Here is a 19853-nt window from a genome sequence, read left to right as displayed (position 1 = left end):
AACAAAGGCCAGAGCTCCAACCCCAATCCTTACCAAAACCCCTTCCAGCGCTGAGTCTTCAAGGCATGCGCAGTTCCCCTTCTACTTCTAGGCGGGTGTAGGGGCCGACGTTGAGGAAGCGCTCCCCCAGCATCTCGGCGGCGGCAGGTTGGATCCAGCCCATGCGCTGCAGCAGGTGCAAAGCCAAAGCATATTTGGCCCGTGCAGCTCCATCCTGAACCTTGATGGCCAGGCCCATGCCTTCCCCTACCCGGCCAATGCATTGGATCCCTTCAGCACCCGATTTGCTCACCAGATCCCCTTGAGTAGCCCGCATCAACTCCGTGTCGAAACACCCCTGTCCAGCCACCATCTCCGGGTGATGGGTCATGGCCCGTGCTACCGATTCCAAGTCGGGCCGCTCGCCGGCGGTCAGTTGGGCGAATAGGGAGGCCAGGTGATTCAGTTGCAGTTGGTAGGTGGGCACCCCACAGTCATCCCGCGCAAACAAAAACTCCTCCGAGGGCATTTGCAGCAAATCCGCCAGCTTGGCCCGCACCAGGGCTTGCACCGGATGCTGCCGCTGGGCGTAGTCTGACAAGGTCCAGTTTTGGGCGCGGCTGGCCACGAGCATGCCAGCATGTTTGCCGGAGCAGTTGTGGCACAGGGGGCTGGGCTTGCCGGGTGGGGTGGGGCAGACCAGCAAATCGGGAGATAGATCGGCCCGCCACAGTATGCTGAACACCTGCCGCGCATGAGCCGTGGTGCCCTGATGGGATCCGCACATGATGGCAATATCTTTCTCAGTGAGGCGGTAGCGCTCGCGGATGCCGGTGGAGAGCATGGCCAGCGCTTGGAAAGGCTTGAGGGCAGAACGGGCAAAGACGGGGGTGGTGCTGTTGCCGGCCATGGCCAGAGAACGCCCGCGGCTATCGGCCACGACAGCTTGGCAATGATGGATAGATTCGGTCAACCCCTCCCGCAAGACATGGATTAAGAGTTCGGGGGCGGTGGAACGATTCTCAAATGACATGAAAACCTGGGAAAGGGCTGACGAAGCTGGGAAAGAGGGTGTGTACTCTTCAAATCATACGCGCAGATCCTACGCGAGAAGTTGGCGGGATCCCCTAAAGTAGCAAAATGGAACCCTTCCGCTCGGATCCCTGACCTCTGCCATGTCCTCCAATCCCCTGGTGTTTTTGGTCTGTCACGGCAGCCGGGATCCCGATTATCAGCAGGCTTTGGCAGATTTGTTGGCCCGGGTGCAGCAGCAGCTGGCTCCCCAGCCGGTGGAGCTGGCCCAGTTGGAAGGTCAGCCTCTCACCCTGGCCGAACAGATTCAAGGACGGCTGGCAGCTTGGCTGGGCGCAGGCCGATCTCCCAATCAGGTGGTGCTGCTGTCACTGTTTATGGGGGGGGATCCCACGTGGAAGAGGATTTACCGGCTGCGGTGAAGCAGGTTCAAGCTCGCTGGCCGCGCCTGCCCATCCGGTTAACACCCCCCATTGGCCAGCACCCGGCCCTCCTGGATCTGTTGGTGGCTCGCATTCTGGCTCCACAGCCCTCTTGCTCTGCAAAGCTCAGGCAATCCGGCGAACGGGCAGATGCCTGGATTGTGCTTGGCCATGGCAGCCGTCTGCCGGGGTTTGCCGCCCAGCTCCAAGCAGGGATCCAAACTGTGCAACGGCGCTTGCCCGAGATCCCCTTGCATGTGGCTTTTGCTGCCCAGTCCCCCACCTTAGAAGCGGTCGTGATCCATTGCTTGCGCCTTAGCCAGTGCCGTCTACGGGTGCTGCCGTTTTTTCTCTTTCCAGGCGGTCTGCTGCGCGCCCTACAAGAACAGGCTCAGCGATTACAGCGGGAATGGCCTCTGCTCCAAATCCAGGTGGAGCCGCCCCTCTGGCGGGATCCTCAACTGATGCAGGCCATTGTGGAGACACTCCAGGCTTTTAGCCCGGCGCTGGAATAGCCGAATCTTTCCCGTTCCCTCAAAATGGATATTTCCAACAGCAATGACGCGACCAGGACTTGAGATGGGCAAAGTGTATTTGGTGGGGGCAGGGCCTGGGGATCCAGGGCTGCTGACGGTGAAGGGAAAGGCGCTACTCGCCCACGCGGATGTGGTCATCTACGATGCTCTGGTGGGATCCTCCATCCTGGAGCTGATCCCGCCGACGGCAGAACGGATCTATGCTGGCAAACACTGCGGCGCTCACACCTTGCCCCAGGAGCAGATCACAGCCTTGCTGATGGAGAAAGCTCGGACGGCAGCCGTGGTGGTGCGGCTCAAAGGGGGGGATCCCTTCATCTTTGGGCGAGGCGGCGAGGAGATGTTGGCTCTGGTGCAGGCCGGGATCCCAGTGGAGGTGGTGCCGGGAATTACGGCGGGCATTGCCGCCAGCGCCTATGCCGGGATCCCTCTCACCCATCGCGACCTCAGCTCCTCAGTTGCTTTTGTTACCGGACATGAGGCGGCAGGGAAATACCGCCCTCAGGTCAATTGGCGGGCTTTGGCCGGGGCGGTGGAAACCCTGGTGATCTACATGGGCATGCACAACCTCAGCCACATTGCCGCTGAATTGTTGGCCGGAGGGAAAGCTCCCGATACCCCGGTTGCCCTGATCCGCTGGGGCACCACCCCTGAGCAAGAGATTCATCTGCTCCGCCTGCAGACTCTGGCTGGGCAGCCCTCGCCCGTAGCACCGCCTTCAATTGTTGTGGTGGGAGCGGTGGTCAGCCTGGCCAGCTTGTTGCCCACTTTGCGTCCGCCAGTCTCGTATTGCTCCGCAGCGCTTGCGCAACCGGAATCTCCATGAACGCCTTCTTTCGCAAGTTGGGTGCCCTCTTCTCCGCCTACTACGCCTACATGCTGGAGTACCGGGCCGAGCTGATCCTGTGGGTGCTGGCCGGATCCCTGCCCCTGATCATGATGGGGGTGTGGAGCGAGGCAGCCCGCTCAGGAGACTTCTCGCTGTCTGCTCTGGAGTTCATCCGCTACTTTCTGGCGGTGTTCCTGGTGCGCCAGTTCACCATCGTCTGGGTCATCTGGGACTTTGAGCGAGAGGTGGTCGAAGGCAAATTATCTCCTCGCCTGTTGCAGCCTCTGGATCCCGCTTGGCACCATGTGGCCAGCCACCTGATGGAGCGCTTGGCCCGTCTCCCCTTTACCCTGGTTTTAATCGCCCTTTTCTTCGTCCTCTACCCCCGTGCCTTTTGGATCCCCTCTTGGGCCCAGGCGGGGCTGGGATCCCTGGCCATTCTCCTGGCTTTTGCCCTGCGCTTTCTCATGCAGTACACCCTGGCGCTGCTGGCCTTTTGGGTGGAACGGGTGACGGCCTTGGAGCAATTCCATTTTTTGGTGTACTTGTTTTTCTCGGGGGTGATCGCTCCTCTGGAGGTGTTCCCACCACCCGTGCGCCAGGTCTTGGCCTGGACACCCTTCCCCTACCTGGTGCATTTTCCCGCCAGCCTCTGGGCAGGGATCCCGGTGGATATCCTGGGCGGCTTTGGCATGGGCCTGGCCTGGGCGGGCCTGTTTTGGCTGGCCAATCGCTGGTTATGGCGCAAAGGCTTGCAACAGTACTCGGGAATGGGAGCTTAGAGGCCCAGGTTCAGTCCCTCATTTCACAGCTACCGTAGTCTTCAGCTTTCAACCAGGCCACCCTTGAAACCACTATCATGGGTTCAGTCTCCGTAGCCAAATGACGAATCCTGTCCGTCTCCCTAAAATAGCGACAGATAACAGGTGAATAGCGCTTTACCCTTTTCCTTGACAGCCTCCTCGAGTCCTCATGAAGCGTGTACTGGTCGTAGATGACGATCCCCTCTCCCTGAAGGTGCTGAGCCGCCACCTGACTCAGCATGGCTATCGGGTTTCTACAGGCGCTTCGGGTGTAGAAGGGTTGCGTCTGTTTGCCCAAGAGCAGCCGGATGTGGTGGTTTCAGATGTGGTGATGCCGGAAATGGACGGCTTTGAGTTTTGCCGACAACTGCGCCAACAGCGCGGCGGCGAGCTCGTCCCCTTCATTTTTCTCTCTTCGCGGGGAGAGATCGATGACCGGGTTCAGGGCTACGAGCGGGGGGCGGATGACTACATCATCAAGCCCTTTGAACCCCTGGAGTTGGTGGCCAAAATCGAGGCCCAGATTGAACGCTCCCGCCGCACCCAATCGGAAATTCTGCGGCTAATCCAACAGCAGTCCCAGCCAAAACCGGAAGCGGCCCCCCGACCCACTCCACCCGAATTGCCCCTGACCCCTGCTGAGGAGCGGGTCTTTCGGGAAGTCATTCGCGGCTTCACCAACAAGCAAATCGGCGAGAAGCTGTTCATCAGCCCGCGCACCGTGCAAACTCACCTGACCAACATCCTCAGCAAGCTTTCTTTGGAAAATCGCTCGCAACTGGTGCGTTTTGCCTACGAACGGGGCTACACCGCCGAAGAGGAGCCGGGCCAGAAGGGATCCCTTTCAGGCCAGGTGTAGCCTCAAAACAGCACGTGGCGCTTTTCGCACCCGACAGGGGATCCGCTCCTTGCCCAAGCGGACAAATGCCTCGTAGCGATGGCAGCCGGAGAACCCGTAGTACTCCCCTTCCACTTCCAAAACCTCAATGGGCTCCTGTAGGCCGACTGCTTCAATGGAAGCCATCAGCGCCTGCACCTTATCCGGATCCGTTTGCCGCGGCAAAGGGCGGCGAATTTGGGCAAGGGGAATCTCGCGAATCTGCGCCATGTTGAACTTTCTCCCTAAGCAAGCTACTTAATCATACTCGTTATGACTTTGCTCTATCAAGACTGGCAGAGGGGATGGATTCTCAGGCCAGAGCATGGCAGGATAACACCATTCCTCACTGCTCTCTCCCTCAGTAGCCAACCCAGCCATGTGGCAACTCCTCAAAGCCTTATGGGGAAAGATCGCCGGCCAAGCCCCCCCTGCACCCCCCGCTGCCGCGCCACGACCACCCCTTGACAAGAGGCTGGTTCAGCAGCCCTCTCCCCGGAATGTCCCTGCTGCAGAGGCCGCCCGCAAAGAAGAAGCCCCTGAGCCCACACCAGAACATCCCGCCCCAAAAGTTGCAGCAGCCCAACGGGGTGAGGAACCTGTGGTGTGGATCCCTGCTCAGGAAAAATCCCCAGACTCCCAGGCAGTAGAATCCCCCATCGGCCCAGCTCAACCCACCTCTACGGCCAAAAGCATCAGCAGCTTCTGGGCCATGACCGACACCGGATCCCGCATTTCCCGCATTGCCGCCACCACCGACAGTGGCCGTGCGGTCAGCTCCATTGCGACTGCTAGGCTCCGCCAACCGGAATAGCGACCGGGATCCCTCTGGCTCCAGAAAAAAACTTCAGGAATAACTCCTATCCATTTCCACCCGCTACTGCAGGGATCCCCAGGGGGCATTGGGCCGATAATGGACAGGTAGCGTTGGGGGTTCCAAGCATGCTGGAGATGATCTTTAACGGGGCCAACTGGTTTGCTTTGCCCTTTTGGGCCTTGATGATTCTGCTGCCGGGTTGGAAGGTAACCCGCAAAGTGATGGAATCGCTTTTGCCCATCGCTCTTCTGGCGGCGGTTTATTTGTATCTTTTGGTCACCGGGTTCAACGCGGATGTTCTCAAGGAATTTTCCGACCCTCAACTGTCTCTGACCAGCCTAACCGACCTATTCAGTCAACCCGCCGTTATGGCGACGGGATGGGTACACTACATCGTCATGGATTTGTTTGTGGGCCGCTGGATCTTCTTGGAAGGGTGGGATAAGCGAGTATGGACAACCCATTCCCTGATTTTGTGCTTGTTTGCCGGGCCTGTGGGTCTGCTCTCCCATTTGCTTACGGTGGCGATTGTACAAGCAACTCGCCAGAACCGGCCCAGTGTCGCTCAACCTGAAAAAGGCTCAGAAGTGCCGCAAGAATCCATCTAGCCCCTGCTTGGCTTTATGGCTCTTTCCGATGCACAGGGTGCAAAATGAGCAGCGTGGGATCATCCTCGACCTCAACGTTGCTGCCACGCAGCTCCCCAGCGCTACGTACTCGCCAGCACACAGGGTGGTTCCCGAGTGCCTTTAGGTGCCGTTGTAAACAACAACCACAAAACCCACTGAGGTCGGATCCAACCGTCAGGCTGTCGGGTTTAGGGCCTACAGCCCGTTTACGCGAACAATGCGCCCTGTGCTGCTGTGGGCGAGAGCGGCTGACTACCCTGGCACTGCAGGCGGCGTAGCACAAAGCCGCTTTAAAGGGCGGGGCTTCAAACCCAGTTTTTCGGTAACCGAATTCTTGTATTCTGAAACCCTGACATACTCCCCGCCCTACTGGCTTGCTTCCGCGCAGCGATGGGACGGGGCCTCAAGCTCAGTCTTCGGGTAAACAGGAGTGCAAACCTCTCATGACTGCTACCTTTGTTCACACACCCTTGGCGCAAACTGTTCTGCCTCGCCCTTCCCGAACTCGGGATCTCCTGCTGGTTCTGGGGGGAAGTTTGTTCGTAGCTGCCTTGGCTCAGGTGCGGATCCCTCTGCCCTTCACGCCGGTACCGATTACCGGACAAACCTTTGGAGTAATGCTGGTGGGGGCAGGCTTTGGGGCACGGCTGGGCTTTCTCACGTTGCTGGTGTACCTGCTGGAAGGGATCCTGGGATTGCCCTTCTTCAGCGGTGGCAGATCCGGGCTTAGCCACTTGGCGGGGGCGACGGGGGGCTACCTATTGGCTTTTCCCCTGGCTGCAGGGCTGATGGGTTGGTTGGTGGAGCGCTGGGGCGTGGATCGCAACCCCTGGAAGATGGCGCTGGCGATGTTGTCCTGCTCAGCTCTGATTTATTTGCTAGGAGCCACTTGGCTAGGGGTGTGGCTGAACCAGAATGTTGAGCCCACCTCGATCTTGGCCGTCCTCAACAAAGGGGTCTTCCCTTTTATTCCAGGAGACTTGGTGAAGTGCGGACTGGCGGCAGTGCTGCTGCCCACCATCTGGCGCTGGGTGGGTCGGGAAAGGCCACCGGCAGACTCCTAGCCCACTGGGCAAGAGCAGCAACTCTAAAGACCGCTCCGGCAAAGCAGAAGGGGCCTGGGATTAGCCTCGGGTCGGAAAATCTAAAAAAAAGATAACAGCTCCGAGGATTTGGCCTTTTTTCTGAGATTCTAAAAACTGTGCTCAATACGGTGTTCAATACGGCCTATTCATGGAGCTTTTCTTTATATTGCTCTAGAGTTTTATAAGTCGCTGACTGGTCGCGGCAGAGCCCCCTTGTGGGGCTTTTTATTTTCTATCTGCCGACCGGAAAAAGTTGAACTCAACCTACTATGGTCATTCCAAGCTATAATTTGATCTCTATAGACTCCCTAAATAGACGGGATCCCTGCCATGCAACAGACGCGCCGGATCCCAGAAACATCCTGGTGGGTAGTCATTCAGCCCTTGACGGGCACCTTCTTTTCCAGCCACTGAGCCACTTGATCTGCCAGGTCAACTCCTTCCAACTGACAGAGTTCTCGCAGCATTGTTGGGCTGGTCACGTTCACTTCGGTTAGTCGTTCCCCGATAACATCAATCCCGACAAAATACAGCTTCTCCTGCCTGAGCACCGGCGCCAAAGCCCCGCAGAGAGCCCGTTCTTTTTCGGTAATCTTGGTTTTTTCCACTCGACCGCCGGCGGCAATATTGCCCCGAAAATCTCCCTCTCCAGGGATCCGATTGACGGCACCCAAAGGCTCTCCTTCCAGCAGCAAAATGCGTTTGTCTCCTGCCGCCGCCTGTGGCAAATACTCCTGCACCATCACAGGCAGCCGACCAAATTGGGTGCTCATTTCAATCAACGAGTTGAGGTTTGGATCCCCGGCATTGACCCTCAGGATCCCTTCCCCACCTTTGCCACCCAAAGGCTTGAGCACCGCCTGTCCTTCCTGTTCGACGAACTGACGCAGCAGGCGTTTGTTGCTGCTGACGCGGGTACGCGGGATCCACTCTTGAAATTGCAGGGCATAGAGCTTTTCGTTGGCCGAGCGGATCCCGGCAGGATGATTGAGCACCAGTGTGCGGCTGGGGGAGAGACGATCCAAAAGGTAAGTGGCATAGAGATAGGCCGTATCCACCGGCGGATCCTTGCGCATCCACACCGCCTGCATTTGGCTCAGGGGCAGCAGTTGCCGGTCTTTGACCTCATACCAGGGATCCGCTTGCAGATCCAACCGGATTTCCTCAAGGGATCCCCACGTTTCCCCTTGATCCCAGTAGAGATCCGCCAGGCCCAGGCAGAAAATGCGGTGCCCCCGTTTCTGCAGAGCTTCCATCAGGGCAATGCTGGTGTCATGGCCCACCTGCAACTGAGGCAATGGATCGACAATAAAAGCTACCTGCATGGGAGGTGTGGTTCACTGACGAAAGGCTGCCCCGAGTATGCAACAAATCGGAGCCGATGGCTCTCCCCCGGTAGGCTGTTTCCACAAGAGAAGACCCCCTCTGGAAAGCTCGATGCAGAGTTGTCTTTTTAATATCCTCTTAACCTCGACAGGCGACGCAAACGTTAGCTTGATAGGTGGAATCCCCAGTTGGCCCTCAGTTCTCGGCTGGGTTGACCGGATTTCTGGCCTAACCTGTGAGGAATGCTCCATCTGTGAGTGCTCCCCCTTCTCAACCCTCAGAGCCGGTTCGCATTGAAACCACGCGGGACTTGCTGGAAGCCTTGCGTGAGGGGCGCTCCCTGGTGGGTGCCAACCTGGAGAATGCCTACCTCTCGCGGGGCCTGTTCGACCGCATTCAGATGCCCAAATCCAATTTGACGCGGGCTAACCTGCGCTCGATCAGCCTGCAGCAAGCCGACCTACGTCTGTGCAACTTTCGCCGCGCTGAGCTAGAGCGGGCCAATTTTACCGCCTCAGATCTACGGGGATCCAGCTTTAGCCAGGCTCTGGGGGACTACAGCAACTTTACCGCCGCCAAACTGGACAAAAGCAGCTTTCAGGGGGGCCGTTTCAGCCATTCCATCTTTCGCGAAGCCAGCTTGGTGGCTGCTAATCTGGCGGAGGGGAACTTTTTTGCCGCCGACTTCCGCCAGGCCAACCTATCTCGCTGCAACCTCTCCCAGGCTGCCTTGGTGAGTTGCCAGCTTCAGTTTGCCAACCTAGAACAAGCCATTTTGGTGGGGGCCAACCTACGGGACGCTCAGATTGAAAACACGCTCTTCAGTGGAGCCGATTTTACCGATGCCAAGCTCTCCGATGAGACGCGCAAGCTCTTAATCGAGCGGGCCAGCGGCACCAACGAGCTTACCCAACGGGATACCCTCAACACCTTGCTGGCGGGATTGCAACCCAAGTCCCGTAAGCTTTTTGGCTTGCTGTGAGGTTGGAGCCGTCAAGGACAACCGGGCTAAAGAGAAAACTCAAAACTGGTTGAGGTCGATCCCGGCTTCCCGGGCCATGGCTCCTATCCCTTTGGCCTTGAGAGTCTTCAAGGCTTTGGTGGAAAGGCGCAGACGAACAAACCGCTTACCCTCTTCCCACCAGATGCGCTTCCACTGCAAATTGACTTCCTGCAGGCGCTTGGTGCGCCGGTGGGAGTGGGAGATGGCAAAAGCGTTGTTGCGTTTCTTGTTGGTTAGTTGGCAGCGACGCGCCATGGGATCAAAGCAAACTCAGCCTAGCTATCGTAAGGCATCTTTTTGTTGGGCAGCAAGCTGAAGTTGACTTTGCAACTGGGCTAGCTCTGCCTTCAGTCGGTCAAAGGTTTGTTGGCAGTGGTTAACGCTTTTTAGGGGCAGCTCTTCATTTTTGGCAATGCAGGTCACCTGTACAGAGCCGTCGGCAGCCTGACGGGTGCGATCCACAAACACTTCCACCGTCACCAGTTTGGTGTGGGGATTTTTTCCGGGAGGCTCGCCGGCCACCCAATAATCAAGGCTGTTGTGGAGGATATTGAGTTGGCAGCGCTCCAAAACAGCGCGGATCGACTCGCTGAGCTGCTCGGCTGAGCCCACAAGCTGGGTAACGCAAGAGTATCGAGCCATAGAACAGGCAAGCCACCACGGTTATCCTACCATTAAGTTTTCGGCTCCTGCAACCAAAGGCGAACCAGCAAAATTGCGCTCAAGAGTACTCTACACCGGCTCGGTTAGCCCTGCTGCGAGGAGGTGAATTACGTTAGAACATGAACAACTCCCAGGAGAGTTGCCATGTTTAGGGTCTCCTGTTTGGCTCATTCTCTTTTGCTACTGGGATCCCTTGGCCTGGGTTGGATAGGCGTGTCTTTTGCCCACGCGCAGCCCTTTCAGGCGGGCGACCTGGATGGGGATGGCCGTTTGACGGTGCAGGATCTCAACCTGTTGGGGGCCTACTTGCGGGGAGAACGGGGATTGACCGACGACCAGATCCGAGCTGCCGATGTCGACCAGGATGGACGGATCACAGAAGCCGACTGGCAAGTGTTGCAGCAGCGCATTCAGGCAGCAACGGATGTGCCCACAGGACAGGTGCAGTTGGATTCCGCCTATTCGGGACAGGTGGTGGATCGGCTGACAGGGCAGCCCTTGGCCGGGGCGGAGGTGGCCATTCCGGGGGCGGGTATTTCGGTGCGCACCGATGCCCAGGGTCGGTTTCGCCTGCCAGGGCCGCTGCCGGCAGAAGAAATTTTGGTGGCGCGGCTGGAAAATTACTTGCCCTATTCCCAAAGTACAGGCAACGGTCAAGCCGGCGGGGATCGGCCTTGGCAACTGCAGTTGGAGCGCTGGGATCCCAACACAACTTTGGTACTGGAGGCGAATGTCATCCGCCTGGGGGATAACCAGTACTCACCGGAATCGGCTGCCGCCGGGCAATTTTTGGGCCCTGCCCAAGGGGTGGAGATGACCCGCTCTTTCACTTTGCAACGCCTGCCTTCGCGCCCACCGGTTTTGCGGATTGGATCCCTGATTGGGTTGGATACTGCCGCCGCCTATCGGGCCGGCCAATCCCGGATCCCCAGCGCCAATATGTCTCCCATGCAGGTCATCCTGAACGGAGTGGAAATCGAGCAGATTCACCTGGGGGGAGATAACCTACAGATTCCCCTGCCGCTGCAACATCTGCGCCTGGGCCTGAACACTGTTACCCTGCGCACTGGCAAAACCCTGATTCAGCCCCCCATGGTCACCCGTGGTCCCCAAGTACCGATCAGCATTCCCCTTTTCGGGGGATCCCTGCACATCTCGGTGCCGCTGGGAGGTGATACAGTCATCCGGCACGGTGGAGCCTGGGTGGATCATGACGATGTGCAGTTGGCTAACGTAACCATCGAGATCCCCAACTGACCCTGCTCCGTTCAATGGTTTTACGGCCCATACCGTCAGCCAATAGCTTGGACGTTGAATCCAGGTTGAGCGGGCCACGGGGCCTGTCGGTCAAGAGGAACAAGTTTGAGCCTGCTTTCGATAACTGACTCGATATCTGATCCGTTTGCTCAACAAGGGAAATACGTTTGTCCAGCGATTGGAAGATTCCCCTTCCAACAGCCGGCATACTGCAGTTGCTGAATTGCTCCTCTTCGATGCCTCTGTGAGTTCTGTGCATCTTGCTCTTCAAGAGGGATCCCTGAGGTGGCCCATGTGAGTGAGGTGAAATCCTGGCAACCGAGCAGATCGATAACCCAAACTGAGGAGAGCTAACTATGAGCATGAATAGGGCTTCTGCCTTCCCCTTAACCTGGCTGTGGACGGGATCCCTGGCCCTGGGGGTGACGGCCCTGGTGACCCGCCAAGTGATCTGGGGGCTCTTACCTTTGGCAGCAGCCTACCCTGCCATCCGCCGCCGCGAAGAACAGCTTGGCCAAGTTCTGGAACAGACCTGGACACAGCAGCAACAGACAGCAACCCAACTGGAGACCCTGCAAGCGCGTTTCGAGGTGCTGGACGCTCGGCTCACTGCTGAACCGTCCCTTCTGCAGCAGACCTTGGCTTCCCCGGCTGAAGCCATTCAAGAGCTCGAGCAGAAAGTAAAGGTTTTGGAGCCCATCTGGGTACAGCAGCAGCAGACGGCGGCCCAACTGGAAACATTACAAGGGCGGATCGACGCCCTCGAAGCTCGGCCCACGTCTCATCTGTCCGTGCGGCAACAGCTGGCCCCCATCACCCAGGCCATCCAGCAAATCCAGCAGCGGTTAAAAGCCGTGGAGCTGCGGTTGAATGCTCTGCCGGTATCCCAGCCCCAAGTGACTTTGGAGCAACTGGAGTTGGTGCAGGCGCAACTCCAACACCTGCAGCAGCTGGTGGCATCCCAGCCGAACCCTGCTTTTCCCCGCAAAGCCCTGGGGGTGTTCATCGACGCGGCCAATCTCCACGCCAGCGCCCAGCAGTGGGGATCCCATCTCGACTATCCCAGTCTGCTCAGCTGGCTGGCCCAGGGCAGATCCGAGATGGAAGTGCATGTCTACAGCGGGGTAGATCGCCACAACCTAGCTCAGCGTCGTTTCCTGCGGGAGTTGAGAAAACAGGGCTATCGGGTGGTCACCAAGCCGGTGGTGATCCACGCCGACGGCAGCCGCAAAGCCAATCTGGATGGGGAGCTGATCGTGGACTTGATGGCGATGCACTCCCACTACGAGACGGTGCTGCTGCTGAGTGGGGATGGAGATTTTGTGCCGGCCCTCAAGCATATCCGCCGCCAAGGCTGCCGGCTGGAGGTAGCCGCCTACAGGCCGAACACGAACCCGGCGTTAATTCGGATAGCCGACCAGTTCGTGGATTTGTGCGCTTGGCAGGGGACAGGAACGCTGGTGCCGCTGCCTGCAAAACAGACTCCGGCCACCGGCTAAACCTTGCCATCTCAGCACAGTTACATCGATCCCTGACTCCCCTCTCCCAAGGCAGGGAGAGGGGCTGGGGTTGAGGGTAGGCGGCACAGCGTCTTAACCTTGTTTGAAGTGATCAGAAGTGCTCATCTTCTCTAACCATTTTCTGATTTGCAGTCTCAACGCCTGAGACTCGCTTGGATCAACCTTGCCCAAGCAGTCAACTTAACCCCAATTGGAGAGTCCAGATGTCAACGCAACTCACACAGCGGTTTGTGCAGGCAATGCACTATGCCCATCGCTGGCATGCTTCTCAAACCCGCAAGGGAACCGGGATCCCTTACCTCAGCCATCTGTTGGCCGTAGCAGCCATCGCCCTGGAGCATGGGGCGGATGAAGATGAAGCGATTGCCGCTCTGCTCCACGACAGCCTAGAGGACGGCCCCCACAACACAGGCGAGCCCCGGGCCCAGATTGAGCAACAGATCCGGGAGCACTTTGGAGAACGGGTGCTGCAGATCATCCTGGGATGTACGGATACCGAAAGCGATGGCTCCCGAGGCGAGCCCAAAGAAAACTGGAAAGAGCGCAAAACCGCCTACCTGAAGCACCTGGAAACGGCAAATGCCTCGGTTTTGTTGGTGGCCGCCTCTGACAAGCTGCACAACGCCCGCTGCATCTTGCGGGATTTTCGCCAACTGGGGGATGAACTCTGGCAGCGGTTTTCCGCCGGAAAAGAGGGATCCCTGTGGTATTATCGATCGTTGGCAGAGATTCTGAGGCGACGGCTGCCCGGCAATCTATCGGCGGAGCTTCAAGAGCTGGTGGCTGAGTTGCAATGCCAAGCTGGAGCGGTAATGCCTTGACAGAGACAAGCAGGGCTGAAGAAAATGCTGAGGGCAGCCCTATTCATCACACTTTTTGGGTCACGCACCTATGGTTCTCGCTGTTGGCACCCCTGCTCCTGGGTTCAACACCACTGACACCCAAGGCAACCAGGTTTCGCTGGCTGATTTTGCCGGCAAAACCGTTGTCCTCTATTTTTACCCCAAAGACGACACCCCCGGCTGTACCAAAGAAGCCTGTGGATTCCGCGACGCCTACGCCGACTACCAAAGCAAGGACGTGGTGGTGCTGGGGGTGAGCATGGACGACCAAGCTTCTCACCAAAAGTTCACCGAAAAGTACAACTTGCCTTTCCCCCTACTGGTGGATAGCAGTGGGGTGATTACCCGCGCCTACGATGTGGATGGGGGCGGCTATGCCAAGCGGGTGACCTACGTCATTGATGGCGAGGGCAAAATTGCCAAGGTCTACCAGAACATCAATACCGAAACCCATGCCCGCGATATTTTGGCGGATTTGGGTTTGTAGAAACGCTGCCTCTTTTCAGTACTCCTCGCTAGATCCCGGCCTTTGCGCATGAACGACGACATTCCGGTCGCCCGTCGCCAGTCCACTCCGGCGAAAAAAGCGCAAAGTTCGGTGCCTGCCCTGAGGTCCCGTCTAGTCTTGGGCCTGGTGCTGGTTGGGCTAGTGCTCCTGGCGGGTTGGGGGATAGAGAAGTTACCGGGATCCCAGCAGGCGGCGGATCCCCAAGTTCTGGAAGAAACCGGTCAGCCCCCTCTGCCGCAGCCAACTGTGCAGAATGGGCGAGCTTCCTTGCTGGGGCACTATGCCTATTCAGAAGCTCCTGCAGATAGCTTGCGGGTGGTGGGCCACTACCACGGTCGTGAGGTGCGCCTACGCCAGGCGGCTGCTGAAAGTTACCTTCGCATGAGCGAAGCAGCTCAAGCTGCCGGGATCCGCCTTGTCCCCATTTCGGGGTTTCGCTCCATTGCAGATCAGGAGTTCCTGTTTTTTCAATTGGCCCAATCTCGAGCCTTGCGACCCGAGGAGCGAGCTGCGGTCAGCGCTCCCCCTGGCTACAGCGAGCACCACACTGGCTATGCCATCGACCTTGGGGATGCCGGGTTTCCGCAGTGGGATACTCAAGAAGCCTTTGAGACCACCCCGGCCTTCCAGTGGCTGCAGAGCAACGCGGCCCGCTTTGGCTTTGAGCTGTCTTTCCCCAGAGACAACCCTCAGGGGGTAAGCTACGAGCCCTGGCACTGGCGCTTTGTGGGCGACCGTGACAGCCTGGAGACCTTCTACGCTCCCCAAATCAAACCATTCCCAAATCAGCCCAATCAAACCGAGACCCCTACTCTCCCGTCTTCCAGAGGGAGAAGAGCTGGGAGTGAGGGCTGACTCCTTTGGGGAGAGAGGAAAGGGGGAGCTCCTTGGGACTACCGTCACGGCCCTCTCCCTTGCAGGGATCTCATTCCCCTCTTGAATGGGTTCACAAGCCTAAGCAAGCGGATGACGCGATTCGAACGCGCGACCGTCTCGTTGGCAACGAGAAGCTCTACCACTGAGCTACATCCGCATCGGGAAGTTTATGATGGCAAGCTTTGTGGTGGTTTGTCAAGTCAGGGATCCCTGGCGCATTTTGTTCCAGAATGAGAGAAGTTCATCTTTCTTTGCAGTTGCGCAAAGTCTGGGCGAGATCCCGGGCAGCGCCTGTTTGAGGGTATTGCTATGCGGGTAGCCATTATTGGGGCCGGATTGGCCGGGTTGGTGACGGCAGTCGATTTGGTCGAGGCAGGACACGAGGTGCAGCTCTACGAGGCGCGGCCTTTTGTCGGCGGCAAGGTGGGATCCTGGCAGGATGCCGATGGCAACCACATCGAGATGGGGCTGCACGTTTTTTTCTGCAACTACAGCAATTTGTTTGCCCTGATGAAAAAGGTGGGGGCCTACGAGAACCTGCTGCCCAAGCAACACACCCACACCTTTGTCAACCGAGGCGGGCAGACGGCCAGTCTGGATTTTCGCTTTCCCCTGGGGGCACCTTTCAACGGCCTCAAAGCCTTTTTCGCCACCGAGCAGCTCTCTTGGGCGGACAAGCTGCGCAATGCTCTGGCGCTGGGTACCAGCCCCTTGATTCGCGGCTTGCTGGACTATGAAGGGGCGATGCGGCAAATTCGCGCCTTGGATCGGATGAGCTTTGCCGATTGGTTTCGTCGGCATGGGGGATCCGAAGGTAGCCTGAAGCGGATGTGGAACCCGATTGCCTATGCCTTGGGCTTTATTGACACGGAGCAGATTTCTGCCCGCTGTATGCTGACGATCTTTCAGATGTTTGCCAGCAAAACAGAAGCCTCCAAGCTCAATCTCCTCAAGGGATCCCCGGACACCTACCTCACTCAGCCCATCGTCCGCTACATCCAAGCCCGCGGGGGCCAGATCCACACCCGCAGAGGGGTCAGTCGCATTGAAGTGAGCGACTCCTCTCCCTACCCCGTGACCGGCTTGCTCTTGACTAATGGAGAGCGGGTAGAGGCAGATGTGTACGTGTGCGCAGCGGCGGTGGAAGGGGCCAAGCGGCTGATCCCGGAAGTGTGGCGGCAGTGGCCACAATTCGACAACCTCTACAAGCTGGAATCCGTACCGGTGGCCACGGTGCAATTGCGCTTCGATGGCTGGGTGACGGAGCTGAACCCCCAAGGCCAGGCCAAACGAGCTGGCGAACACCCAGAGGCTCTTGGCATCGATAATCTCCTCTACACTGCCGATGCCGATTTTTCCTGTTTTGCCGATCTGGCCCTCACCAGCCCCGCCGACTACTACAAACCCGGCCAGGGATCTCTATTACAATGCGTGCTCACGCCGGGGGATCCCTTCATTTCCATGCCCAACGAGCAAATTGCCCAGCACGTGTTGCACCAAGTCCACGAGCTGTTTCCTTCATCCCGGCAACTGAACATGACCTGGTACAGCGTGGTGAAACTGGCCCACTCCCTCTATCGAGAAGCGCCGGGCATGGATCCCTATCGCCCACAGCAAAAGACCCCAATACCCAACTTCTTTTTTGCCGGCAGCTACACCGCCCAAGACTACATCGACAGCATGGAAGGGGCCACCCTCTCCGGCCACCTGGCTGCTCAGGCCATTCTGGCTGCCCACAGGGATCCCCAATAGGAGGACTTTCACCTGATGGCACTTGACCCCTTTGACATACTCCCCGTCATAAAGGGCGAGGATTCCGGTTCCTGGTTCTGCTACGGCACTTCCTCTGTCGGGTTGCCCTCCCATTCGCGCCAGCGGGACGGAGCCCTTGAAGCCTGCACTCTCTCGCTTTAGCGGCGCGGAGCGCTTTGTGTCGGCATGAGTGCGGGAGTATGTCACAGTGGGTACCAGAAGTCTTGGCCCAAAGCCGAGAGTTGGGTAGAAGTCCAGCCCTTCGCGCCCCTCGCCAAAAAATACGCTCCATCCTAGGGGATCAATACGAGCCACAGGCCCCATACCCTGAGAGTTTTGCCCAGGAAGGATGATGATCGCCCTCAACCTGCAGCCGGCTGTGAATTTAACCGATGAAGTTTTCGAGCAGCTTTGTCGGCAGAATCCTGAGCTGCGCCTGGAACGCACCGCCCAAGGAGAACTGATCGCCATGGCCCCTGCAGGCAGCGAAAGTGGATTCCGCAACGCCGACCTACTGGGCCAACTTTGGCAGTGGAATCGACGCAAGAACTTAGGTTTTGTCTTCGACTCTTCCGCCGGTTTTGCCTTGCCCAATGGGGCCATTCGCTCTCCCGATGCTGCTTGGATGCCCAAAGAGCGCTGGCAGCAGCTCACCCCAGAGCAGCGCCGTCGTTTTGCTCCCCTCTGCCCTGACTTTGTGCTGGAACTGAAGTCTCCTACTGACGAGCTGGCCATCCTTCAGGCCAAGCTGCAGGAGTACCTGGACAACGGATCCCAACTGGGCTGGTTAATCGACCCGGAAAGCGGGAAGGTCTATGTCTATCGCACAGGTCAGCCGGTGCAAGTTTTGGAGCGACCTACCAGCTTGTCTGGGGATCCCGTTCTTCCTGGCTTTGTTATGGATCTCACCCTAATCTGGGGATAACCGACCCACCCCATGACTCCAAATTTCATTTTTCCCACTCTGGGGAGAAACGCCAGGGATCCCCAAGCTGCTTCGCTGCAATTCAAGTAACCCTGCTCTACTGCTTGGAGCCAGAACTAACCGCTGCTCCCACCCTCTCCATTAGGTCGTCCAGCTCGCTGTAGTCCGGCAAAGCCGTGTCGATGGCCTGCCCCTGACGCAACACCACCCGGTCATGTTGGGGTCGCGAGAGCAGCTCGTCAAAGCCACGTCCCTTGAACAGCACCAGATCTGCCGGCAAGCCCACCCCAATTTGCCCTCGCTCGGTCAAGCCCATGATGCGGGCAGGGGTGGTGGTGATGGCCTGGGGCCAATCCCCATAGGGGGTATCCAGGTGCAAAATGCGGGTGGCCTCCCGGAACACCTCCAAGCCATCGTGATCCCCAAAGCCATAAAAGGGATCCCGGCAATTATCGCTGGCTATCATCACCGGCACGCCCAAAGCCTTCAGCTCATGCAACAGCGTCACTCCCCGCCAGCGGGGGGTATGGCCGGGGTTACGGGCTTGCAAATATAGGTTACACATGGGCAGGCTGACCACGGCAATTCCCGCCTCTCTGACCAAGGCCATAGTCTTGTGGGCCACCTCCGGCGGTTGCACGGCCAGGCTACAGCAATGGCCACACACCACCTGATGGGGAAAATCGTTGCGCAAGGCCGCCGCTGCTACGTGTCTCAACGTGAGGGATCCGGGATCATCCGTCTCATCCGTATGAAAGTCCAGATTCAGGCCCCGCTCCTTGGCCAGGGCAAACACCCGATCCAATTGCCGATCCAGTTCCGGCCCCATCGCCGCCACCCCACCCAGGATCCCGCCCACTTCCGCCACCTTGTCCGCCAGCTTTTCCCCTGCAGGGGTGAGAAAGGTATCCAAGCTCAGAAGCGTGACCGCCTGGAGTTCCAGCTTGCCCGCCCACTCTCGGCGCAGCTGAACAAACACCTCCCAGCTGGCCCCCATAACCTGAGGATTCTCACAGACCAGATGGGTGCGCACTGCCTGGGATCCATGGGCATAGCTGCAGCGCAAACCAAAGCTGAAGCGACGGTAGAGATCCTCCCGAAACTGCTCCGGATCCCCGTCATAGGCTTGCTTCATCTTCACCCAATCTTCCTGGCCGGCCTGCCTCGCCCCGGCAAAGGTACCATCGGGATTGGGGGTGCGCGGCCACACATGTCCCTTGTCCAGGTGGGTATGGATGTCCACAAAACACGGCCACACTTGGCCCCGCCTTAGATCCACGCTGGGGATCCCCTGGGGCGGGATCCCTGTTGCCGCCTGGATTTGGCGGATCTGCCCCCCTTCGATTTCCAGATCCAGCAACACCAGGTTATCGCGGTTGGGAACAGCTCCTGGCACCGCCTCCTTCAGTACCGACAGGGGAACCTGAGCATTCAGCAGCCAGTAGTGGGCAACGCCGGGGATCTGCATGGCGGGCAACGAAAAAAGCAGCTCTCCATCGTAAAGGGATCCCGGCCTATCCAGATGAATCCAGTGCTACAGCGGCTAGGCAAACTGGCCCACCACCTGCATGGCAAAACTGAGCAAAATGAAGGCCAGCCAGGGGGAAAAGTCCAAGCCGCCAATGGGGGGGATGATGCCGCGGAACAGGTTGAGATAGGGATCGGTGAGTTGGCTGAGCACCGACAGGATGGGGTTAGACCAGTTCAGTTGCGGGAACCAGCTCAGCAAGATCCGCACGATCAGCAGAGCATTGTAAATGACGATGAACTGGTAAAGGGAGCGGAACAGCAACGACCCGGCAGTGCCGTAGACCAACCCCAGAGAGAGGCCGTCCATCCAGGCGAGAGGAGACAACAAGTGGCTAAGCATCATAGCGGTTCAGAGAAGGGAATGAACAAAACACAGATCAGTCAGACAGACCAAACGCCGTCAGCAGAGGCAAACCTCACATCCGATGGCAACCCATCCAAAGATGCAAGGCAGAAAGCCATTGCCGCCTCTAGTTTGACATGGGCGGGAGACCCCTGAGGTTCCTTCTTCCCGCTCAAGCTCAAGAGTTTTCCTCAGCAGCAGGGGCAGGCACTTCCTTGACAAGCAACTGAGCCCGGGTGGACTGCTTCGCCTCGTTTATCTCGGCAATCTTGGCCTCTAGTGTGGGGCGGGCTGGGGCA

General features: G+C 58.2%; 23 protein-coding genes and 1 tRNA gene. 16 read left to right on the top strand and 8 right to left on the bottom strand.

What is annotated here, in order from left to right:
• Positions 1–58 precede the first annotated feature (58 nt).
• Positions 59–1012 carry an asparaginase gene (locus tag NW838_RS11595; RefSeq protein ID WP_414358152.1) on the bottom strand — a complete coding sequence of 318 codons (954 nt, stop codon included), beginning with the start codon at positions 1010–1012 and terminating at the stop codon, positions 59–61.
• A gap of 142 nt (positions 1013–1154) precedes the next feature.
• Between NW838_RS11595 and NW838_RS11590 the strand changes: the two genes are divergently transcribed.
• The 5 genes from NW838_RS11590 (at position 1155) to NW838_RS11570 (ending at position 4460) form a co-directional block, all read left to right on the top strand.
• On the top strand, positions 1155–1433 hold the full coding sequence (locus tag NW838_RS11590; protein ID WP_414428078.1) for a CbiX/SirB N-terminal domain-containing protein: 279 nt from the start codon (positions 1155–1157) through the stop codon (positions 1431–1433).
• Positions 1406–1948: a sirohydrochlorin chelatase gene (locus NW838_RS11585; protein ID WP_414428077.1), complete on the top strand. Its 543-nt coding sequence runs from the start codon at positions 1406–1408 to the stop codon at positions 1946–1948. The genes NW838_RS11590 and NW838_RS11585 overlap by 28 nt, the downstream gene beginning before the upstream one ends.
• 43 nt (positions 1949–1991) lie before the next feature.
• Positions 1992–2795 carry a uroporphyrinogen-III C-methyltransferase gene (gene cobA, locus NW838_RS11580; RefSeq protein WP_255344543.1) on the top strand — a complete coding sequence of 268 codons (804 nt, stop codon included), beginning with the start codon at positions 1992–1994 and terminating at the stop codon, positions 2793–2795.
• Positions 2792–3580, top strand: a complete 789-nt coding sequence (locus NW838_RS11575) for an ABC transporter permease (RefSeq protein WP_414428076.1) — start codon at positions 2792–2794, stop codon at positions 3578–3580. The genes cobA and NW838_RS11575 overlap by 4 nt, the downstream gene beginning before the upstream one ends.
• Positions 3581–3770: 190 nt before the next feature.
• The gene (locus NW838_RS11570) at positions 3771–4460 is read left to right on the top strand and encodes a response regulator transcription factor (protein WP_414358159.1); all 690 of its coding nucleotides are present in this window, start codon (positions 3771–3773) and stop codon (positions 4458–4460) included.
• Here the strand turns inward: NW838_RS11570 and NW838_RS11565 are convergent.
• Positions 4446–4709, bottom strand: coding sequence for a sulfiredoxin (locus NW838_RS11565; RefSeq protein ID WP_011432677.1), 264 nt, complete (start codon positions 4707–4709; stop codon positions 4446–4448). The two genes, NW838_RS11570 and NW838_RS11565, sit on opposite strands and share 15 nt — an antisense overlap.
• Before the next feature lie 148 nt (positions 4710–4857).
• On the opposite strand from NW838_RS11565, the gene NW838_RS11560 reads away from it, so the two are divergent.
• The 3 genes from NW838_RS11560 (at position 4858) to NW838_RS11550 (ending at position 6988) form a co-directional block, all read left to right on the top strand.
• Positions 4858–5292, top strand: coding sequence for a hypothetical protein (locus tag NW838_RS11560; protein WP_414428075.1), 435 nt, complete (start codon positions 4858–4860; stop codon positions 5290–5292).
• Between the two features lie 128 nt (positions 5293–5420).
• Complete coding sequence (locus NW838_RS11555) at positions 5421–5903, top strand: ABA4-like family protein (RefSeq protein WP_414355884.1); 483 nt, start codon at positions 5421–5423, stop codon at positions 5901–5903.
• A gap of 464 nt (positions 5904–6367) precedes the next feature.
• On the top strand, positions 6368–6988 hold the full coding sequence (locus NW838_RS11550) for a biotin transporter BioY (RefSeq protein WP_414355882.1): 621 nt from the start codon (positions 6368–6370) through the stop codon (positions 6986–6988).
• Positions 6989–7386: 398 nt separating this feature from the next.
• Here the strand turns inward: NW838_RS11550 and gshB are convergent, their stop codons facing one another.
• On the bottom strand, positions 7387–8334 hold the full coding sequence (gene gshB, locus NW838_RS11545) for a glutathione synthase (protein ID WP_414355881.1): 948 nt from the start codon (positions 8332–8334) through the stop codon (positions 7387–7389).
• A gap of 254 nt (positions 8335–8588) precedes the next feature.
• Between gshB and NW838_RS11540 the strand changes: the two genes are divergently transcribed.
• Positions 8589–9317: a pentapeptide repeat-containing protein gene (locus NW838_RS11540; RefSeq protein ID WP_414328957.1), complete on the top strand. Its 729-nt coding sequence runs from the start codon at positions 8589–8591 to the stop codon at positions 9315–9317.
• A gap of 39 nt (positions 9318–9356) precedes the next feature.
• On the opposite strand, the gene rpmB is transcribed toward NW838_RS11540, so the two are convergent.
• Positions 9357–9593: a 50S ribosomal protein L28 gene (gene rpmB, locus NW838_RS11535; RefSeq protein ID WP_011431026.1), complete on the bottom strand. Its 237-nt coding sequence runs from the start codon at positions 9591–9593 to the stop codon at positions 9357–9359.
• Between the two features lie 24 nt (positions 9594–9617).
• Positions 9618–9980 carry a hypothetical protein gene (locus NW838_RS11530; protein ID WP_414344659.1) on the bottom strand — a complete coding sequence of 121 codons (363 nt, stop codon included), beginning with the start codon at positions 9978–9980 and terminating at the stop codon, positions 9618–9620.
• 165 nt (positions 9981–10145) lie between these two features.
• Here NW838_RS11530 and NW838_RS11525 point away from each other — a divergent pair, with 165 nt between their 5' ends.
• From NW838_RS11525 to NW838_RS11505, 5 genes are all read left to right on the top strand, one after another.
• A complete protein-coding gene (locus NW838_RS11525) occupies positions 10146–11258 on the top strand; it encodes a dockerin type I domain-containing protein (protein WP_414355880.1) in 1113 nt (370 codons plus the stop codon).
• 362 nt (positions 11259–11620) lie between these two features.
• Positions 11621–12757: an NYN domain-containing protein gene (locus tag NW838_RS11520; protein WP_414329613.1), complete on the top strand. Its 1137-nt coding sequence runs from the start codon at positions 11621–11623 to the stop codon at positions 12755–12757.
• Positions 12758–12981: 224 nt separating this feature from the next.
• Complete coding sequence (locus NW838_RS11515) at positions 12982–13599, top strand: HD domain-containing protein (protein ID WP_011432688.1); 618 nt, start codon at positions 12982–12984, stop codon at positions 13597–13599.
• A 70-nt stretch (positions 13600–13669) separates the two neighbouring features.
• Positions 13670–14107: a peroxiredoxin gene (locus NW838_RS11510; protein ID WP_011432689.1), complete on the top strand. Its 438-nt coding sequence runs from the start codon at positions 13670–13672 to the stop codon at positions 14105–14107.
• Between the two features lie 48 nt (positions 14108–14155).
• Positions 14156–14983, top strand: coding sequence for a D-alanyl-D-alanine carboxypeptidase family protein (locus NW838_RS11505; protein ID WP_414428074.1), 828 nt, complete (start codon positions 14156–14158; stop codon positions 14981–14983).
• 106 nt (positions 14984–15089) lie between these two features.
• On the opposite strand, the gene NW838_RS11500 is transcribed toward NW838_RS11505, so the two are convergent.
• A tRNA-Gly gene (locus tag NW838_RS11500) sits at positions 15090–15161 on the bottom strand.
• Positions 15162–15313: 152 nt separating this feature from the next.
• Here NW838_RS11500 and zds point away from each other — a divergent pair.
• Positions 15314–16756 (top strand): 9,9'-di-cis-zeta-carotene desaturase, encoded by a 1443-nt coding sequence (zds, locus tag NW838_RS11495; protein WP_414355875.1) that lies wholly within the window; start codon positions 15314–15316, stop codon positions 16754–16756.
• Between the two features lie 352 nt (positions 16757–17108).
• A complete protein-coding gene (locus NW838_RS11490; protein ID WP_414355874.1) occupies positions 17109–17681 on the top strand; it encodes a Uma2 family endonuclease in 573 nt (190 codons plus the stop codon).
• A gap of 97 nt (positions 17682–17778) precedes the next feature.
• Here NW838_RS11490 and NW838_RS11485 read toward each other — a convergent pair whose 3' ends face one another.
• Positions 17779–19149, bottom strand: a complete 1371-nt coding sequence (locus NW838_RS11485) for a cytosine deaminase (RefSeq protein ID WP_414428079.1) — start codon at positions 19147–19149, stop codon at positions 17779–17781.
• 75 nt (positions 19150–19224) lie between these two features.
• Positions 19225–19554, bottom strand: a complete 330-nt coding sequence (locus NW838_RS11480) for a YggT family protein (protein ID WP_414355873.1) — start codon at positions 19552–19554, stop codon at positions 19225–19227.
• Between the last annotated feature and the right edge of the window lie 299 nt (positions 19555–19853).

Source organism: Synechococcus sp. R55.2, from assembly GCF_047462075.1.
Classification (GTDB): domain Bacteria; phylum Cyanobacteriota; class Cyanobacteriia; order Thermostichales; family Thermostichaceae; genus Thermostichus.
The sequence above is the reverse complement of the archived record's forward strand: the minus strand, read 5'-3'. Positions and strand labels throughout refer to the sequence as shown.

Excerpts from the sequence above, each read along its gene's own strand:
- NW838_RS11595 (WP_414358152.1), bottom strand. The coding sequence starts at position 1,012 with ATGTCATTTGAGAATCGTTCCACCGCCCCCGAACTCTTAATCCATGTC.
- NW838_RS11590 (WP_414428078.1), top strand. The coding sequence starts at position 1,155 with ATGTCCTCCAATCCCCTGGTGTTTTTGGTCTGTCACGGCAGCCGGGAT.
- cobA (WP_255344543.1), top strand. The coding sequence starts at position 1,992 with ATGACGCGACCAGGACTTGAGATGGGCAAAGTGTATTTGGTGGGGGCA.
- NW838_RS11575 (WP_414428076.1), top strand. The coding sequence starts at position 2,792 with ATGAACGCCTTCTTTCGCAAGTTGGGTGCCCTCTTCTCCGCCTACTAC.
- NW838_RS11570 (WP_414358159.1), top strand. The coding sequence starts at position 3,771 with ATGAAGCGTGTACTGGTCGTAGATGACGATCCCCTCTCCCTGAAGGTG.
- NW838_RS11565 (WP_011432677.1), bottom strand. The coding sequence starts at position 4,709 with ATGGCGCAGATTCGCGAGATTCCCCTTGCCCAAATTCGCCGCCCTTTG.
- NW838_RS11560 (WP_414428075.1), top strand. The coding sequence starts at position 4,858 with ATGTGGCAACTCCTCAAAGCCTTATGGGGAAAGATCGCCGGCCAAGCC.
- NW838_RS11555 (WP_414355884.1), top strand. The coding sequence starts at position 5,421 with ATGCTGGAGATGATCTTTAACGGGGCCAACTGGTTTGCTTTGCCCTTT.
- NW838_RS11550 (WP_414355882.1), top strand. The coding sequence starts at position 6,368 with ATGACTGCTACCTTTGTTCACACACCCTTGGCGCAAACTGTTCTGCCT.
- gshB (WP_414355881.1), bottom strand. The coding sequence starts at position 8,334 with ATGCAGGTAGCTTTTATTGTCGATCCATTGCCTCAGTTGCAGGTGGGC.
- rpmB (WP_011431026.1), bottom strand. The coding sequence starts at position 9,593 with ATGGCGCGTCGCTGCCAACTAACCAACAAGAAACGCAACAACGCTTTT.
- NW838_RS11530 (WP_414344659.1), bottom strand. The coding sequence starts at position 9,980 with ATGGCTCGATACTCTTGCGTTACCCAGCTTGTGGGCTCAGCCGAGCAG.
- NW838_RS11525 (WP_414355880.1), top strand. The coding sequence starts at position 10,146 with ATGTTTAGGGTCTCCTGTTTGGCTCATTCTCTTTTGCTACTGGGATCC.
- NW838_RS11520 (WP_414329613.1), top strand. The coding sequence starts at position 11,621 with ATGAATAGGGCTTCTGCCTTCCCCTTAACCTGGCTGTGGACGGGATCC.
- NW838_RS11515 (WP_011432688.1), top strand. The coding sequence starts at position 12,982 with ATGTCAACGCAACTCACACAGCGGTTTGTGCAGGCAATGCACTATGCC.
- NW838_RS11510 (WP_011432689.1), top strand. The coding sequence starts at position 13,670 with ATGGTTCTCGCTGTTGGCACCCCTGCTCCTGGGTTCAACACCACTGAC.
- NW838_RS11505 (WP_414428074.1), top strand. The coding sequence starts at position 14,156 with ATGAACGACGACATTCCGGTCGCCCGTCGCCAGTCCACTCCGGCGAAA.
- zds (WP_414355875.1), top strand. The coding sequence starts at position 15,314 with ATGCGGGTAGCCATTATTGGGGCCGGATTGGCCGGGTTGGTGACGGCA.
- NW838_RS11490 (WP_414355874.1), top strand. The coding sequence starts at position 17,109 with ATGATCGCCCTCAACCTGCAGCCGGCTGTGAATTTAACCGATGAAGTT.
- NW838_RS11485 (WP_414428079.1), bottom strand. The coding sequence starts at position 19,149 with ATGCAGATCCCCGGCGTTGCCCACTACTGGCTGCTGAATGCTCAGGTT.
- NW838_RS11480 (WP_414355873.1), bottom strand. The coding sequence starts at position 19,554 with ATGATGCTTAGCCACTTGTTGTCTCCTCTCGCCTGGATGGACGGCCTC.